Annotated in this window: 18 protein-coding genes; 15 read left to right on the forward strand and 3 right to left on the reverse strand. The window is 49.8% G+C overall.

The window, feature by feature from the left end; translation table 11 throughout:
- Positions 1 to 135 precede the first annotated feature (135 nt).
- From flhA to KW93_RS11560, 11 genes are all read left to right on the forward strand, one after another.
- Positions 136 to 2,193, forward strand: a complete 2,058-nt coding sequence (flhA, locus tag KW93_RS11510; RefSeq protein ID WP_033543166.1) for a flagellar biosynthesis protein FlhA — start codon at positions 136 to 138, stop codon at positions 2,191 to 2,193.
- Complete coding sequence (flhF, locus tag KW93_RS11515) at positions 2,193 to 3,314, forward strand: flagellar biosynthesis protein FlhF (protein ID WP_033543167.1); 1,122 nt, start codon at positions 2,193 to 2,195, stop codon at positions 3,312 to 3,314. The genes flhA and flhF overlap by 1 nt, the downstream gene beginning before the upstream one ends.
- Positions 3,307 to 4,164, forward strand: a complete 858-nt coding sequence (locus KW93_RS11520; protein WP_033543168.1) for a MinD/ParA family protein — start codon at positions 3,307 to 3,309, stop codon at positions 4,162 to 4,164. Before flhF ends, KW93_RS11520 begins: the two co-directional genes overlap by 8 nt.
- A 36-nt stretch (positions 4,165 to 4,200) precedes the next feature.
- Positions 4,201 to 4,977 (forward strand): FliA/WhiG family RNA polymerase sigma factor, encoded by a 777-nt coding sequence (locus KW93_RS11525; RefSeq protein WP_033543169.1) that lies wholly within the window; start codon positions 4,201 to 4,203, stop codon positions 4,975 to 4,977.
- Positions 4,978 to 5,010: 33 nt separating this feature from the next.
- Complete coding sequence (locus tag KW93_RS11530; protein ID WP_033543170.1) at positions 5,011 to 5,514, forward strand: DUF6115 domain-containing protein; 504 nt, start codon at positions 5,011 to 5,013, stop codon at positions 5,512 to 5,514.
- A 15-nt stretch (positions 5,515 to 5,529) separates the two neighbouring features.
- Positions 5,530 to 5,967, forward strand: a complete 438-nt coding sequence (locus KW93_RS11535; RefSeq protein ID WP_033543171.1) for a YaaR family protein — start codon at positions 5,530 to 5,532, stop codon at positions 5,965 to 5,967.
- A gap of 65 nt (positions 5,968 to 6,032) precedes the next feature.
- The gene (locus KW93_RS11540; protein WP_033543172.1) at positions 6,033 to 6,383 is read left to right on the forward strand and encodes a PilZ domain-containing protein; all 351 of its coding nucleotides are present in this window, start codon (positions 6,033 to 6,035) and stop codon (positions 6,381 to 6,383) included.
- Positions 6,384 to 6,577: 194 nt separating this feature from the next.
- A complete protein-coding gene (locus KW93_RS11545; RefSeq protein WP_033543173.1) occupies positions 6,578 to 7,063 on the forward strand; it encodes an SRPBCC family protein in 486 nt (161 codons plus the stop codon).
- Positions 7,064 to 7,105: 42 nt separating this feature from the next.
- Positions 7,106 to 7,309 (forward strand): hypothetical protein, encoded by a 204-nt coding sequence (locus KW93_RS11550; RefSeq protein ID WP_152602453.1) that lies wholly within the window; start codon positions 7,106 to 7,108, stop codon positions 7,307 to 7,309.
- Positions 7,310 to 7,323: 14 nt separating this feature from the next.
- Complete coding sequence (locus tag KW93_RS11555) at positions 7,324 to 8,094, forward strand: hypothetical protein (protein ID WP_033543175.1); 771 nt, start codon at positions 7,324 to 7,326, stop codon at positions 8,092 to 8,094.
- 35 nt (positions 8,095 to 8,129) lie between these two features.
- Positions 8,130 to 8,774: an NUDIX hydrolase gene (locus tag KW93_RS11560; protein WP_052131583.1), complete on the forward strand. Its 645-nt coding sequence runs from the start codon at positions 8,130 to 8,132 to the stop codon at positions 8,772 to 8,774.
- A gap of 54 nt (positions 8,775 to 8,828) precedes the next feature.
- Here KW93_RS11560 and KW93_RS11565 read toward each other — a convergent pair whose 3' ends face one another.
- Genes KW93_RS11565 through pxpB form a run of 3 tightly spaced genes read right to left on the reverse strand, consistent with a single transcriptional unit; the run spans position 8,829 to position 11,243 of the window.
- Complete coding sequence (locus tag KW93_RS11565) at positions 8,829 to 9,599, reverse strand: LamB/YcsF family protein (RefSeq protein WP_033543176.1); 771 nt, start codon at positions 9,597 to 9,599, stop codon at positions 8,829 to 8,831.
- A complete protein-coding gene (locus KW93_RS11570) occupies positions 9,596 to 10,561 on the reverse strand; it encodes a biotin-dependent carboxyltransferase family protein (protein ID WP_033543177.1) in 966 nt (321 codons plus the stop codon). The genes KW93_RS11565 and KW93_RS11570 overlap by 4 nt, the downstream gene beginning before the upstream one ends.
- Positions 10,545 to 11,243, reverse strand: coding sequence for a 5-oxoprolinase subunit PxpB (pxpB, locus tag KW93_RS11575; RefSeq protein WP_033543178.1), 699 nt, complete (start codon positions 11,241 to 11,243; stop codon positions 10,545 to 10,547). Before pxpB ends, KW93_RS11570 begins: the two co-directional genes overlap by 17 nt.
- A gap of 284 nt (positions 11,244 to 11,527) precedes the next feature.
- Here pxpB and KW93_RS11580 point away from each other — a divergent pair, with 284 nt between their 5' ends.
- From KW93_RS11580 to KW93_RS11595, 4 genes are all read left to right on the forward strand, one after another.
- A complete protein-coding gene (locus KW93_RS11580) occupies positions 11,528 to 12,166 on the forward strand; it encodes a TetR/AcrR family transcriptional regulator (RefSeq protein ID WP_033543179.1) in 639 nt (212 codons plus the stop codon).
- Positions 12,163 to 13,062, forward strand: a complete 900-nt coding sequence (locus tag KW93_RS11585) for an ABC transporter ATP-binding protein (protein WP_033543180.1) — start codon at positions 12,163 to 12,165, stop codon at positions 13,060 to 13,062. The genes KW93_RS11580 and KW93_RS11585 overlap by 4 nt, the downstream gene beginning before the upstream one ends.
- Positions 13,062 to 14,666 (forward strand): ABC transporter permease, encoded by a 1,605-nt coding sequence (locus tag KW93_RS11590; RefSeq protein WP_033543181.1) that lies wholly within the window; start codon positions 13,062 to 13,064, stop codon positions 14,664 to 14,666. Before KW93_RS11585 ends, KW93_RS11590 begins: the two co-directional genes overlap by 1 nt.
- Positions 14,667 to 14,745: 79 nt before the next feature.
- Entirely contained in the window at positions 14,746 to 15,387 is a 642-nt protein-coding gene (locus KW93_RS11595) for a LysE family translocator (protein ID WP_033543182.1), read from the forward strand.
- The last annotated feature ends 22 nt before the right edge of the window (positions 15,388 to 15,409 follow it).

Genomic DNA, 15,409 nt, shown 5'->3' on the forward strand with positions numbered 1-15,409 from the left:
CGCCTTTGCGACGAGCGAAGCGGTGGAGCACGGTCTTGGCCCTGTCCAAAGCGCCGAAGCGACGTATCAACGCAAGTAATTTATTTTATTCATTACATAAACACATTCACGCAAGCAATAGGAGATGGGAACAAGTTGAAAATCAGAGATTATGCAGTCTTAATATCCGTACTTATGATCGTCGTCATGATGGTCATTCCATTGCCTCCTTTATTACTCGATATATTGATCCTGATCAATATCAGCCTTGCCATGACCATCCTGTTGGTGGCAATGAATACGAAAGAAGCGCTGCAATTCTCGATTTTCCCGACGCTGCTGCTGTTGACGACGCTGTTCCGCCTTGGTTTGAACGTTTCAACGACGCGGTCAATTTTGACCAATCAAACCGGCGGTGAAGTAATCGAAACGTTTGGTTCCTTCGTGGTCGGAGGCAGTGCAATCATCGGTATTCTGGTGTTCCTGATTCTCGTCATCATTCAATTTTTGGTTATCACGAAAGGGTCAGAACGGGTAGCGGAAGTTGCCGCACGTTTCACACTCGATTCGATGCCGGGGAAACAGATGAGTATCGACGCTGATCTTGGCGCAGGCATGATTTCCGATATGGAAGCAAAAAACCGCCGGGAAAAAGTCAGCCAGGAAGCGGATTTTTACGGAGCCATGGACGGTGCCAGTAAATTCGTCAAAGGGGACGCCATTGCGGGAATCATCATCACCATCATCAATATTATCGGCGGGTTGCTGATCGGGGTCATGGTGCATAACCTTCCGGTGGGGGAAGCTGCCAGCCTGTTCACGCTCCTGTCCATCGGGGACGGTCTTGTGAGCCAGATACCGGCCCTGCTGATTTCGACGGCGATGGGTATTGTCGTCACGAGAGCCGTTTCTGACGGCAACCTTGGATCGGATATTACGAAGCAGCTTTTCGCCTATCCGAAAATGATGTACGTCGTGGCCGGAACACTGATGATGATCGCGTTCCTGACACCGATCAATCCGTTATTGATCCTGCCGGTGGCCGCCGTTATCGCATTCGCTGCCTTCAGAATGCAGAAGGCTTTAAATGAAGAAGAGAAATCCGAAAAAGAAGCCGTTTCCGGAGACGGCAAAGAACTGGAAGCGATGAAAAGTCCGGAAAGCGTCATCGATTTGCTTCATGTCGATGCCATCGAATTTGAATTCGGCTACGGCCTGATTCCGATTGCCGATAAAAACCAGGGCGGCGATCTGCTTGACCGGGTCATTATGATCCGCCGGCAACTTGCCATGGAGCTAGGAATTGTGGTGCCGGTCATCCGAATCCGCGACAATATCCAGCTTCGGCCGAACGAATACGTCATCAAGATCAAAGGGAACCGCGTCGCCACGGGTGAAATCATGCTCGACCATTATTTGGCGATGAGCCCGGGAATCGATGATGACAGCATTGAAGGCATCGAAACGATTGAACCGGCGTTCGGCATGCCGGCGCTGTGGGTCAACGACAGCATGAAAGAAGATGCCGAAATGGCCGGTTACGCCATTGTCGATCCACCGTCTGTCGTGTCGACGCATCTGACGGAAGTTATTAAACGCCACGCCCATGAACTGATCGGCCGCCAGGAAGTGAAGTCGCTGATTGAAAACATGCGTGAAGCGAGCCCGGCGGTTGTCGAAGAATTGATTCCGAACATGATGACGATCGGCGAAGTGCAGAAAGTGCTGATGAAACTTTTGAAAGAAAAAGTGTCGATCCGCAATCTGTTGATTATCCTGGAAACGCTGGCGGATTATTCAGCACAGACAAAAGACACGGATGTGCTGACGGAATATGTAAGACGTTCGCTGTCACGCCAGATCACGCTGCAATATGCGCCTAACAATGAAGCGCTGCAGGTCATCACAGCGGGCGCCAGCGTCGAGAAGAAATTCGCGGAATCGGTGCACCGTTCCGACCAGGGCAATTACCTGTCGCTGGATCCGGATACTTCACAGCTGATGTTCCAGAAAATATCGGAACAGGCCGCACAGCTGCAGCAGACCGGCGTCCAGCCGATCCTGCTGACATCCCCGGCCATCCGCATCTATATGCGCCAGTTTATCGAAGGCTTTGCGCCGGATCTGCCGGTGCTGTCCTATAACGAACTCGAACCGAACATTGAAATTCAGAGCGTCGGCGTCGTCAATATCAGTGGAGGAGTCAATGTCTGATGAGATTAAAAACATATATCGTCCAGAATGTCAGTGAAGCTTTGCCGATGATCAAACGGGATCTTGGAGCCGACGCACTGATTCTCAATACCAAAAAAGTGAAAGTGGGCGGCTTTATCGGGTTTTTCCAAAAAGAAAAGCTTGAAGTGACCGCCGCTGTCGAAGCGAAGCCGCAGAAAAAGAAAGCGGTGCAAGCTGAAAAGGAACCGGTCCAGGCAGCACAGCCGGCTCCCCCCGCCGCCGCAGACGAACGCCTGACGGATGATCTGATCAACGAACTGAAAGGCATCAAGCAATTCATGATGCAGTCGATGCAGGAAGACCATTTGCCCGCTTCTTTAAAACCGCTGAACCAGCGACTGTGCAACCAGGAAGTGACGAAGGAAATCCAATCGGAGATCCTGTCGAAAATGATGCTGACAATCGGGCAGCAGCCTGATACTTCGGCTGCGCAGATCCACCGGATGGCGAAGACCGAAATCATCCGGCTGATCGAAGCGCATCAGCAAAAACCGGCAGCGAAAGATCCGGAAATCATCTGCTTTATCGGACCGACAGGCGTCGGCAAGACGACGACGATTGCGAAAATCGCCGCCGATCTGCTGCTTCGTGAAGGCAGGAAAGTCGGTTTGATTACATCCGATACGTACCGCATTGCCGCAGTGGAACAGTTGAAAACCTATGCGGGCATCCTGAACATTCCGATTGAAGTGGTCGATTCAGCGGCCGATCTGAACCAGGCGATGGATAAACTGAATGCCTGTGACATCATCCTGATGGATACGGCCGGGCGCAATTATCAGCAGAAGCAGTATATCGACGACCTCGAAGCCCTGCTCGCTGACAAAAATAAAATCCAGATCAATCTCGTATTGAGCCTGACTTCCAAATACGAAGACATGAAAAAAATCATCGATAATTTCCAGACCATCAAAATGGACCAGCTGCTTTTGACCAAGCAGGACGAAACAAGTTCTTCGGGCGCTATTTTGAATCTGATCTATCATTACTCGATTCCCGTCACTTATATTGCCAATGGCCAAAACGTTCCGGATGATATTTTAACGGCAACTCCTGAGTTGATTGCAAACTTTGTGCTGGGGGAAAACGACAATGATTGATCAGGCAAAACAGCTGCGGGAAAAAATGCTGCAGAAAAAACCGAAAAAAGAACGCAAACAAACACGCACCATTGCCGTGACAAGCGGAAAAGGCGGCGTAGGAAAATCGAATTTCGCGCTGAATTTCGCTTTGAGCTTAGTCGAGCAGAACCGGAAAGTGCTGATATTCGACGTCGATCTCGGCTTTGCCAATGTCGATGTCCTGCTTGGGCGCTCGCCGGAAGAGTCGATTGCGACAATGGTTGAGAAGGATTTATCGATATGGGACATCATCGAAGAAGGGCCGAACGGTTTGCTCTTCATTTCCGGAGGGACCGGTTTCAACGAAATGTTCAAGCTCGACGAAGCGAAGATGAAGAAATTCTTTGATGAACTGAGCGAAATCCAGGGGCATGTCGATTATGTGATTCTCGACACCGGAGCCGGATTATCGGATGAAAACCTCCGTTTTATTCTGGCGGCCGATGACGTGATCCTGGTCACAACGCCGGAACCGACTTCCATTACGGACGCCTACTCCATTGTGAAAATGGTCCATGTGAAAGATTCGAATGTCCATATGAAACTGATCATCAATCAATGCACGACTGAAAAAGAAGGCAAAAATACCGCGGACAATTTCCGCAAAGTCACGCAGCAGTTTCTCGACAAGGAAATCGGCACACTTGGTTTTATTCCAAGTGATTCGAATATCCCGGCAGCGGTGAAGAAACAAGTGCCGTTTCTGCTGGCGTTCCCGAATACGTACGCTTCTCAGGCGATGAAACGGGTGACGGCCGAATACCTTGAACTTCCTGTACCCTATAAACTTGGCATCAAGGGGTTTTTACTGAAAATGCTGTTTAAATAGACGTGCCGCGGTATCTCATGAATGGTGGTGAAACGCTTGTTGAATGATAAATTATCAAAAGAGGAACTGGAATATTGGCAGGGGTGGCAGCAGGAACGCGATCCCGAATCGGGCAACTTCCTGGTCGAACGGTATATGCCGCTGGTCGATTACGTGATTCAGCGCTTTATGATCAGCCTGCCGAAAACAGTCGATAAAGAAGACATACGCAGCCTCGCTTACGAAGGGCTTCTTGACGCATTTGATAAATTCAATCTGGAGCGGGACCTGAAATTTGAAACCTATGCCGCCTGGCGGATCAAAGGCGCAATCATCGATGGACTGCGCCATAATGACTGGCTGCCGCGTTCTGTGCGTGAAAAGGTCAAGAAAATCGAAAAGGCCTACGCATTTCTTGAACAGGAAAACAACCATTCCGTGACCGATGCCGAAGTCAGCAAATACCTCGGCATCTCGAAGGCGGAGCTCAATAAAACCGTGTCGGAAGCGGCATTATCCACGATGATTTCCATGGATGAAAACCCGTATGAAGACAATAATCAGGTCGGCAAATACAATATTGTCGGCAATGGCGACGCAGGTTCCCCCGAACGCCGTCTGTATGAACGGACGATCAAAGAAGCGCTCGCCGCTGCCATCGGACGCCTGCCGGAAAAAGAAAAGATTGTGGTTTCCCTGTGCTATTTCGAAGATTTGAAATTGACGGAGATCGCAGAAGTTTTGGGTGTCAGCGTATCACGTGTTTCCCAGCTGCACTCAAAAGCAATTTTGCGGCTGCATTCGGCGACGCTTGCAGTGCATGAATACTATTAAGTTTCGGATGCTGCGGAAGGGCAGGTGACAGCCATGGACTGGTTGCTGATTTTACTCGTTTTATTGGCGATAGCTGTGAATATAAGGTCGTTTATGGCCTTGAATCAATTTCAGAAACAGCGCAGAATCATGCTGGAAGATGCGGAAGCTATGAACGCCAGTATGGAAGAGTTTGTGGAAAACATTGAAAAAGAGAACGACGAGCTGTATAACCGGCTTGTCGAACATATTGCGCAGAAAGAAAGCGGGCTGGAACAGCGGCTGCATAGACTGGAACAGCGGAGTGGAAGCGGGCAGGCGGGGGTGCACGCGGAATCGGCGCCGCCGGTGAAAAACGCCAAAACAGCGAAACCAAAAACGCCGGCAAAACCTGCGGAACCGGTTCCTGATCCCGAACTGCCGGAACACGAGAAAATCGAACAATTACATAAACAGGGGTTTTCACCGGTGCAGATCGCTAAAGTGGTCAAAGCGGAACGCGGAGAAATCGAATTGATTATCAATATGTTCAAGAAGAAACAAAGCTATCAGAAATAAGACGGGGTGACAGTGATGCGCATCGAAAGCCAGGCGAAAATTCCGGGTGACCGGATTCAGAAAAATATGGTGGAAAACAAGTCGATTGACTCGTTTGCCAGTGTCATGAAAAAATCCCAGTCGAAACTGCAGCTCGATGCCTTGCACCAGTTGATGAGCCGGGTGGATGCCCAGGGAGAAAAGCTGGGGGAGCAGCGTACTTTCGAGAATTTGCGCGAATACAAAAATCTTGTAAAAGAATTTATGAGAGAAGCCCTGAGTTTCGGCCTGCAATTATCGGATAAACAAAGCTTTTCTCCCCATGGTGGCATGAAAAATCATCAAATTGTGGAAGTCATTGACAAAAAATTAATTGAACTTCAGGACGATATGTTAAATAATGAAAAGGAAGGCTTGGATACGCTCGAGTCGATTGGAGAAATCAAAGGTTTATTGATTAATTTATATATGTAAGAAATTTCGTCAGAAATAGATTTCAGCGGGTTGTTAAAAAGAGAGAACACTAAGGGGAGAAAGAAATGAGCGAAAATCGCCGCGAGTTTTTCCGTGTCATATTTCATGAATCAGTCAATGGCAAGATTGCACGCCTCGGAGAAGCGCAACTGTCCGTAGAGGTTGATAATATCAGTGTAAACGGCATGCGGTTTACATCCCCGGTAAATATTCCGATGGGTGAACGGGTGGTGTGCAGTTTCGATATACTGGAAAAGTCTTTTCTGATTGAAGGGACAATTGTCCGGAAGTCAACGAGAAATGACAGAGTTGAATACGGAATCGGTTTCCAGATTGATCAGGAGACATCATCGGAATTATTCAAACATCTTAATTACTACCAGATCAGACAAAGAAAAGGGACATACGCCGATTGAATTATGCAGTTGTATCATCCTTTTTCCATTCCATATTTGAAAGCCCGAAAAGAGCAGCCCTCTTTTCGGGCTTTTCTCGTCGTTACACGGTCCAGAAGAAATTATTCATGCCATATTGCCGATACTGGCCAGCCGTTATGGTAAAATTTATTATAAGAAAATTTCGTGAATTAATAGATGGAAGGGGAATAAAGATGAAAAAAACTTCGACGGTGGTTCTGACGATGGCGAGGAGGTTTCAAGCGAGCCCAAAGGATGTATACAAAGCCTGGACAAAGCCGGAGCTGATGAAAAAATGGCTGTTTTCGACGGAGTCCACGAACCAGGTGGTGAGAAACGAGTTTCATATCGGCGGTAGATGGGAGATCATTGACCGTCGGAACGGCATAGACTACCAGGCGACCGGCGAATATCTCGAGCTCGATCCGCCTCACCGGCTCGTCTTCAGTTTCGAAATGCCGCAGTACAACGATTTGGAGGACCGGATCATCGTCTGGGTGTCGCCCGTACTGGACGCCTGCGAGATGACGTTCAAGCAGGAAATCGTCGTGCCGCATGAAGAAGACTGGACGGATGAAGATCTTGAAAAAGCGATGAGCGAGTTTATCGGTGCTTCGGAAGAAGGCTGGGACCGGATGTTTGATAATTTAAAGCAATTGGTGGAGACGGGTGAAGTTTAAGGAGGGAAAAGCAAAGGTTTGAAAAGAAAGGATGAAGTGGCCATGAAGATATTCATATCTTTTTTATTGCTTGCCACTGTTGTTGCACTTAATGAGAAGCCGGCGATGTTTCTGGGGGAAGGTACAGTGCCGTCAGAGGAAGTGAATCTTCCCGTTCCAAACATTTGGCAGTACGCTGTTATCGGGCTGATCGGTTTAGCGTTGATTGCTGTAATCATTTACCGGAGAAGGAATAAAATCAATTAGAGTGGGTGGAAAAAATGAAAGCACCTCAGGAGATATTGGCCGTATGGCATCAATTCGACGGATTCCCGATGGAAACACTGACGAAGGCATGGATGCATGCGAAAGGCGATCCGAAGCAGCGGGACGTTGAAACGATGAAAAGGCATCGCCGGGAATACGGCATCACCGGCAATTGTTTTGATCTGGCGATTTGGCTGCTGGATGCTTTCGAAGAAGCGGATATCGAAGCGTATCCGATCGGCAGTGAACTCGGGACGGGTAAAGACCATGCGGCTGTCATGGCTGTCGACCGCAACGGACGCCGCTTCCTGTGCGATTTGGGCGACCAGTGGCTGCAGCCGATTTTGATTGACGGCGACGACCCAGCTTATGCGGATGAAAAGCTGGCGGGATTTTTCCCGGGTGCGGAAGTGCAGGTAGTTCCCGGGAAAGATGCATTCCAAGTAATTTACCACCGGCCGAACGGCAAATTTTCAACGCAGGCTTATTTGTCTGAAGCGGTGCCGATGAAAGATTTTCTGGCGGCCGCTGAGATTTCGCAGAATAACGTGTATCCGAAACCGCTGCTCGAAGTGCGGCTGCCTTGGGAGGGCGAGACGGCGCACTGGGAATTCGATGATTGGAAAAGCTTTTTGAGTACAAGCAAAGGGCTGTATGAAGACCCGCCGCTCGCATCTGTTGAGGAATGGGTGGAGCGGGTTCATGAAAAGAGCGGTTTTGATAGAATGGTATTGAAGGAATCCCTGAATTTTTTCAAGAGACTCGGCAAAGAAACTGTTTTTTGATGCAGTGTGGTCCAAAAGAAAAGAGGTTTGATGGAGTGGAGAGCGAAATGATTGCTGCTCGCGAAAAAGACGGCACGGTGATAAAAGTTGTTTCACGTGATGAAATTCATAGAAATGGATTTTGGCACGAAACTTTCCATTGCTGGATTGTCGAAATGGCGGGTGAGACGCCGTTAATCCATCTGCAATTGCGAAGCAGCGATAAAAAGGATTTTCCGGATTTACTTGATATCAGTGCCGCCGGCCATATTCTCGCACACGAAACGGTTGAAGATGGCGTCCGTGAGATCGGTGAGGAGCTCGGGATTGAAGTGGGCTTTGAAGAATTGATTCCGCTCGGCATCATTAAAGACCAGCTCACTGTGCGGGATTTCATCGACAATGAAAGATGCCATGTCTTCCTATATAAGGTGGAAGGGAAGCTGGACAATAAATACATTTTCCAGGAAGACGAAGTGGCCGGCATGTTCAAATTCGACTTTGGAGAGTTTGCTGCTTTATGCAAAGGCGCTGCAGCGCAGGTTGAAAGCAAAGGGGAAATTTCGCCGGACGGAGGGCTTCTGCCTCGAACGGTTACGCTGGCGGATTTGGTGCCGCATGAACCAGCCTATTTGAAAGAGGCTGTTGACAGGATCCAAAAAGCGCTGCAGATTCACCTGGAGATTGATGCGTCAAAATGAAAAGGCAGACCGGCCCTTGGAAAAGAAGGCGGGCTGCCTTGTTTCATTGGATAATTAAACAATTTCCGAAACTTTCGCTGGCATGATGCCGGCTTCCTGCAGCGATTGCGATATCTTTTGCGCAAATGTTAGGGCATTCACCCCGTCGCCGTGGATGCAGATGGTATCGGCTTTTAATTCGGCATCGCTCCCCTGCATCGTCTGAATTTTGCCTTCCTGCACCATCCGGACAACGCGGACAATCGCTTCATTTGCATCGGTGACCAGTGCACCGGGTTCGGAGCGGGGAGTAAGCGAACCATCCGCATGATACGTGCGGTCAGCAAATACTTCACTTGCCGTGCGCAGACCGATTTTATTGCCAGCCGTAATCAGTTCACTGCCGGCCAGGCCAAATAAAATCAGAGCCGGATTCACGTCATAGACCGCTTCTGCAACGGCTTCGGCGTAAACGGGGTCCTTGGCAGCCATATTGTAAAGAGCGCCGTGGGCTTTGACGTGCTGCATGAGCCCGCCTTCAGCGGTGATGAATCCGGATAAAGCACCAATCTGATAGACGACCAGATCATAAATTTCCTGCGCAGACAGCTGAAAATCACGGCGGCCAAAGCCATGCAGATCCTGGAATCCGGGATGGGCGCCGATGGCCACGTCTTTTTCAAGCGCCAGCCGGACCGTTTTGCGCATCGTCGCCGGGTCGCCTGCATGGAAGCCGCAGGCGATGTTGGCTGAAGTGACATAATCGAGAATTTCTTCGTCACGCCCCAGTGTATAAACCCCGTAACTTTCTCCCATATCACAATTCAAATCAACTTTGAATGTCATGTCATAACCTCCCTTTTTAACTGGATCGCTCGTTTCAGACAGTTTATCTTTTTTTCCTGGAGCCGCAAGAGGCGCTGCGCTTCATCCACACTGACTTCCTTGAACCGCAGCCGGTCGCCCGGTTTCAACTTGCTGATGAGCGGCAGGTCGACGGTAATGACTTCTGCTATTTTTGGATAGCCGCCGACTGTCTGGCGGTCAGCCATGAGGATAATCGGGTTGCCGTCTGCCGGCACCTGAATCGAACCGAATGCGACAGCTTCTGAAATCATTTCCTGTTTCTCCGAGAGGGACAGTCGTGGGCCGTTGAGCCGGTAGCCCATGCGGTCGGATTGGGAATTTAGTGAAAATGGTTCTGAAAAGAAACGTTTTCGGCTGTCGTCAGAGAACAAATTGTACTGGCGGCCTGGTGTCACCCGGATGACCGGTTCGGAAGAATAGGATGGTGAAGGGGCAAACCAGGATTCTTCTTGAGTCGCCAATTTTTGAGTGACAACCGCTTTACCGATAGTCAGTTGGTCGCCTGCTTCCAAAGCGCGTCCCTGATAGCCGCCGAGCGCCGCCCTCAGATATGTGGAGCGGCTGTTCATCACTTTCGGAACATCGATACCGCCGGCAACGGCCAAGTAACACCTGCTGCCGATATGTAGCTTACCAAACGTCAGGGTTTGTCCTTTGGTGACTGCGGCAGGGCGCCATAAACCAACAGCTCGTCCATCCAGCTCGGGTCTGAGGTCGCCTCCACAAATGGAGATGACAGCATCTTCTTCAAAGAAAATCTCTGGACCCATTAGCGTAATTTCCAGTGCCGCAGCATTGTCTTCATTGCCGACAAGGAGATTGGCCAAACGAAGCGCGTACGGATCCATAGCGCCAGATGCAACGACGCCATATTTCTGAAAGCCGAAGCGTCCGAGATCCTGTACAGTTGTCTGCATGCCACCCTTACGTATTGTGAGCATTCTTTTGTCCCTCCATCGCCTGATATTCTTCTTCTGAAATTTGGTGGAAACGAATGGCATCGCCTGCACGCAAGAGGCTGGGAACTTCCTCTTCAGGGAGAAACAGGCGGAGCGGCGTGCGGCCGATCAGCTGCCAGCCGCCGGGGGTGGAAATCGGATAAATGCCAGTCTGGCCGCCTGCAATGCCGACGCTGCGTTCCGGGATTCGAACTCTTGGAGATTCCCTGCGCGGTGCAGCAATTTTGTCAGACATACCGCCGAGGTAAGGGAAGCCCGGCGCAAAGCCGATCATATGGACCGTGTAAGTTCCTTCTATATGAATGCGGATTACTTCTTCGGCGCTCAAGCCGTTATGCTGCGCTACGAATTCAAGGTCGGGGCCGAATTCGCCGCCGTAACAGACGGGGATTTCAACGGTGCGGGGCAGAGGAGCCTTCATTTCGGAAGCTTTCTCCAAAAGGGCTGTCAGTTCAGTTTCCGCTTCATTGTACAGGATAAGAAGCGGGTCATAAAATACGGTTACGGTTGTAAACGCAGGAATGAACTCCATCATCCATTCAGGAGCATGCGTTTCGAGTAAAGAAGATATCACCCGCACGTTATGTTGCACCTGTACATTTATTTCGTTGCCGATTTCAATAATAATGGCCTGATCGCCGAGTGGAGAAAATGAATAATCCATTAAGCCACTCTCCATTCTTTATTTGTCTGACTATTCTTTAAGTATAGAGCTTTATGGAAGCGGACGGAAGAGATTATGGAGTGTGTTTTGGCTGAGTTGAGCGTATTCGGCATGAAGCTGAGCGTAAACTTCAAATCAACAGCCGGCTGGCCACCATTTTCTTCAGCAGACACAAGCACCCTTTAAAAAATCAATATTTTCTGTAAATTTCTGTTGACCACCCTGGTCGACAGGGATATAATGGAGTCGACCGAGGTGGTCTAATGTGAAGGCAGGTGAAGAAAATGGAGAAATTCAAAGGCCTTGATGAAGAAAAACAGCAGAAAATTTTAGATGCATCGTTAAAAGAGTTCGCGGAGCATGGCTACGAAAAGGCTTCGACAAATCGGATTGTGAAAGAAGCCGGCATCGGCAAAGGGATGCTGTTTTATTATTTCACCAGCAAAAAGGATCTTTATGAATATTTGACGGAGTACAGTCTGGATTTTACGGTGGATAAATATTTTCAGCGGGTGGATACGAGTGAAACGGATTTTATTGAGCGGCTCAAAAAAACGGCTCAAGTGAAAATGGAAGCACAGATGGAAAATAAAAATGTGTTTAATTTCCTTGGAACCTTCATGCTGTCGCCTGGCGCAGATATGCCTCCGCATATTCAAAAGAAATATGAACATATGCTTGAAATGGGCAACCGGATGATTTATGAAGGAATTGACCTGTCGCTGTTCCGGGACGACGTCGATGTGGAAAAAGCGTTCAGGCTGATCCGCTGGTCGATTGAAGGCTATCAGAATGAGCTGTTGCATAAATTGGAAGGCCAGAATATAGCCCATGTCGATTTCGCTCCGTATTGGGATGAGTTTTATGAATACCTGGATATCCTTAAAAAAAGCTTCTATAAAAAAAGGGAGTGGGAACAATGAGTGTGTTAAAAACAGTTGGTTTGACAAAGAAGTTCGGTGATTTCGCGGCGCTTGACGGTGTGGATATCGAAGTTGGCGAAGGGGAAGTTTATGGGTTTATTGGACCGAATGGGGCTGGGAAATCGACAACCATTCGCGTATTGCTTGGAATCCTGAAGGCGACGGAAGGGCAGGCGGCGATTTTTGGCAAAGATGCCTGGAAAGATGCAGTCGAAATCCACAAGCGGGTCGCTTATGTACCCGGTGACGTCAATCTGTGGCCAAATTTAACAGGCGGCGAAGTGATCGATTTGTTCATCAAACTGCGCGGCGGAAACAATGAATCCCGGCGTGAAGAATTGATTCGCCGATTTGATTTGGATCCCAGCAAAAAATGCCGCACCTATTCAAAAGGGAATCGCCAAAAAGTGGCGCTCGTCGCGGCGCTGGCATCCGATGCTGATTTGTATATTCTGGATGAACCGACTTCAGGGCTTGATCCGCTGATGGAACGGGTTTTCCAGGAATGCATTAAAGAAGCCAAAGCTGAAGGGAAAAGCATCCTGCTGTCGAGCCATATCCTGTCGGAAGTTGAAAAGCTGTGTGATAAAGTAGCGATCATCCGGCAAGGGAAAATCATCGAAACAGGGACACTGAAAGAGCTTCGGCATTTGACGGGCACCATGCTGCTGGTGGAAACGAAAGAGCCGATGCCGCGATTGCACGAAGTCAAAGGGGTACGGGGCATTGAACAAAAAGACGGCGCCTTGTCATTCCAGGTGGATCAGGAGGAGCTCGATAACGTGGTGCGCTACGTCAGCGGCTTCGGCATTGTACGGATGGAAAGTGCGCCGCCGACGCTGGAAGAATTGTTCATGCGCCATTATGAAGGGACAGGAACGGGAGGCGCAGTATAATGAATCAGCATTATTTCAGCGGAACCGGAAGTTTAAGCCGTTTCATCCTTCGCCGGGACCGCATCCGCATACCGATCTGGATTTTCAGTTTTGTTTTTGCAACGGTTGTCATTGCGGTCGCATTCATTGGGCTTTATGAAAATGCACAGGAGCGGCAGGCGATAGCCGCCACCATGGAAAACCCGGCGATGACGGCGATGGTCGGACCGGGATATGGTCTCGACAATTATACGGCTGGCGCCATGATGGCACATCAGATGCTGTTAATGACGGCGGTGGTCGTCGGATTGATGAGCGTGCTGCTCGTGATACGCCATACGCGGACAGATGAAGAAGAAGGGCGCATCGAAATGGTGCGGTCGCTGCCGGTTGGCCGGCTGTCCAATGTCACAGCAACGTTGACTGTGCTCTTTTTGGTGAATATAGTGCTGGCTGTTCTTACAGGAATCGGTTTGTATGCCTTGAATATCGAAAGCATGGATCTGGAAGGTTCGCTTCTTTACGGCACGGCGCTCGGTGCGACAGGGATGGTGTTTGCATCGGCTACCGCCGTATTCGCGCAGCTGTCGCATAACGCCAGAAGCGCTATGGGCTTGTCCATCGGCTTTTTGCTGGCGGCCTACCTGGTGCGGGCAATCGGGGATGTCAGCAGTGAAGCGATAGCCTGGCTGTCGCCGCTTGGCTGGATTGTCCGGTCGGAAGTCTACGTCAATAATGTCTGGTGGCCGGTCCTGCTGACGGTCGGTGCAGCAATTGTGCTTGGCGGCCTCGCCATGTACCTGAATTCGATACGCGATCTCGGCGCCGGGTTCCTGCCGGCGAGAGCAGGGAAAGTCCATGCTTCTCCGCTGTTGCTGAGTCCCCTGGGGCTCGCTTTACGGCTGCAGCGCACAGGGTTCATTGCCTGGGCAATCGGGATGTACGTGCTCGGTGCTTCTTATGGCTCCGTAATGGGTGATATGGAATCCTTTTTTGCTGACGTCGATTTAATGCAGGACCTGCTTGTTCCAATGGAAGGTTTTTCGCTCGCTGAGCAGTTTGTGCCGACGCTGATGGCGGTCATGACGATTATTGGCACGATTCCGGTTCTGATGGCGATTCTGAAAGTGAAGGGCGAAGAAAAGAATGGAAGGATCGAGCATGTTCTGGGCAGGGCGGTTTCGAGAAATCGCCTGCTCGGCAGTTATTTGCTGATTTCATTGATTGCGAGTTTTGTCATGATTTCTTTGGCCGGGCTTGGTTTGGGGACAGTCGCTGATGCCACGATGGAGGAAGGATTTGACGTGGCCATGGCCCTTCAAGCGGCACTCGCCTATTTGCCTGCTGTCTGGGTGATGATTGGCCTGACAGTGCTGCTGATCGGCTGGCTGCCGAAATTCACCGGCTTCATCTGGCTCTATCTGGCGTTTTCTTTCTTCGTCGTCTATCTTGGAAGCTTATTCCAATTGCCGGAATGGGTGGAGAAAATTACGCCTTTTGGCTACGTTTCCGCTATTCCGATCGAGCAGTTCGACTGGACGCAGGCGATCGGACTGACAGTGGTCGCTGTCGGGCTGATCGTGATTGGATTCGCCGGATACAATAAAAGAGACATCGGCAAATAAGCATTAAACAGGAATTCCCTGCGGCGAAACGGGTATACAGGGAGCAGTATCCCACGCCGGCTGGAAAGGGAGGTTCCAGATGATCGGTGACCTGTTCAGTTTCATTGTACTTGGGTTTTCACTTTCCATTCCGATTGGCGCCATTACGATTGAAATGCTCAAAAGAGGACTGGTCGGCGGATTTTGGCATGCGTGGTTTGTGGGTGTCGGCGGCATGTCGGCCGATGTGGTGTTGATGCTGCTGATTTATTTCGGCATCGCCGGGCTGCTGACGGGACCGGCTGCGCAAATTGCGATTTGGCTCTGCGGCTTCCTGGTGCTGGTTTATCTGGGCGTCGAAAGCATACAGGGAGCTTTCCGCAGAATCGATATTGGTTCGGGGGAAAACCGCCAGCCGAAATCACTCGTTAACGCTTTTTTCACCGGATTTGCCATTGCAATATCGAATCCGCTCAACATTATTTTCTGGATCAGTATTTACGGGTCCGTACTGGCCACTTCTCTGCAGGTGATGAGCGGCGGAAAAGTTCTCTTATACAGCAGCGCTATTTTTATCGGAATTGCAATCTGGGATCTGGTGATAGCGGGCTCGGCCCATGCCGGCAAAGGATATACGGGAGAACGTTTCATGAAATGGTTTTCAATTATTGCCGGTGCGGCGCTGATCGGCTTTGGCTTGTCGTTCGGCTGGCAGGCCCTGGCTAAGTTATTTCCGGGATGAGTGAAAGTTCTTCAAAGTTAAA

The organism is Planococcus sp. CAU13, from assembly GCF_000775575.1.
Taxonomy (GTDB): domain Bacteria; phylum Bacillota; class Bacilli; order Bacillales_A; family Planococcaceae; genus Planococcus.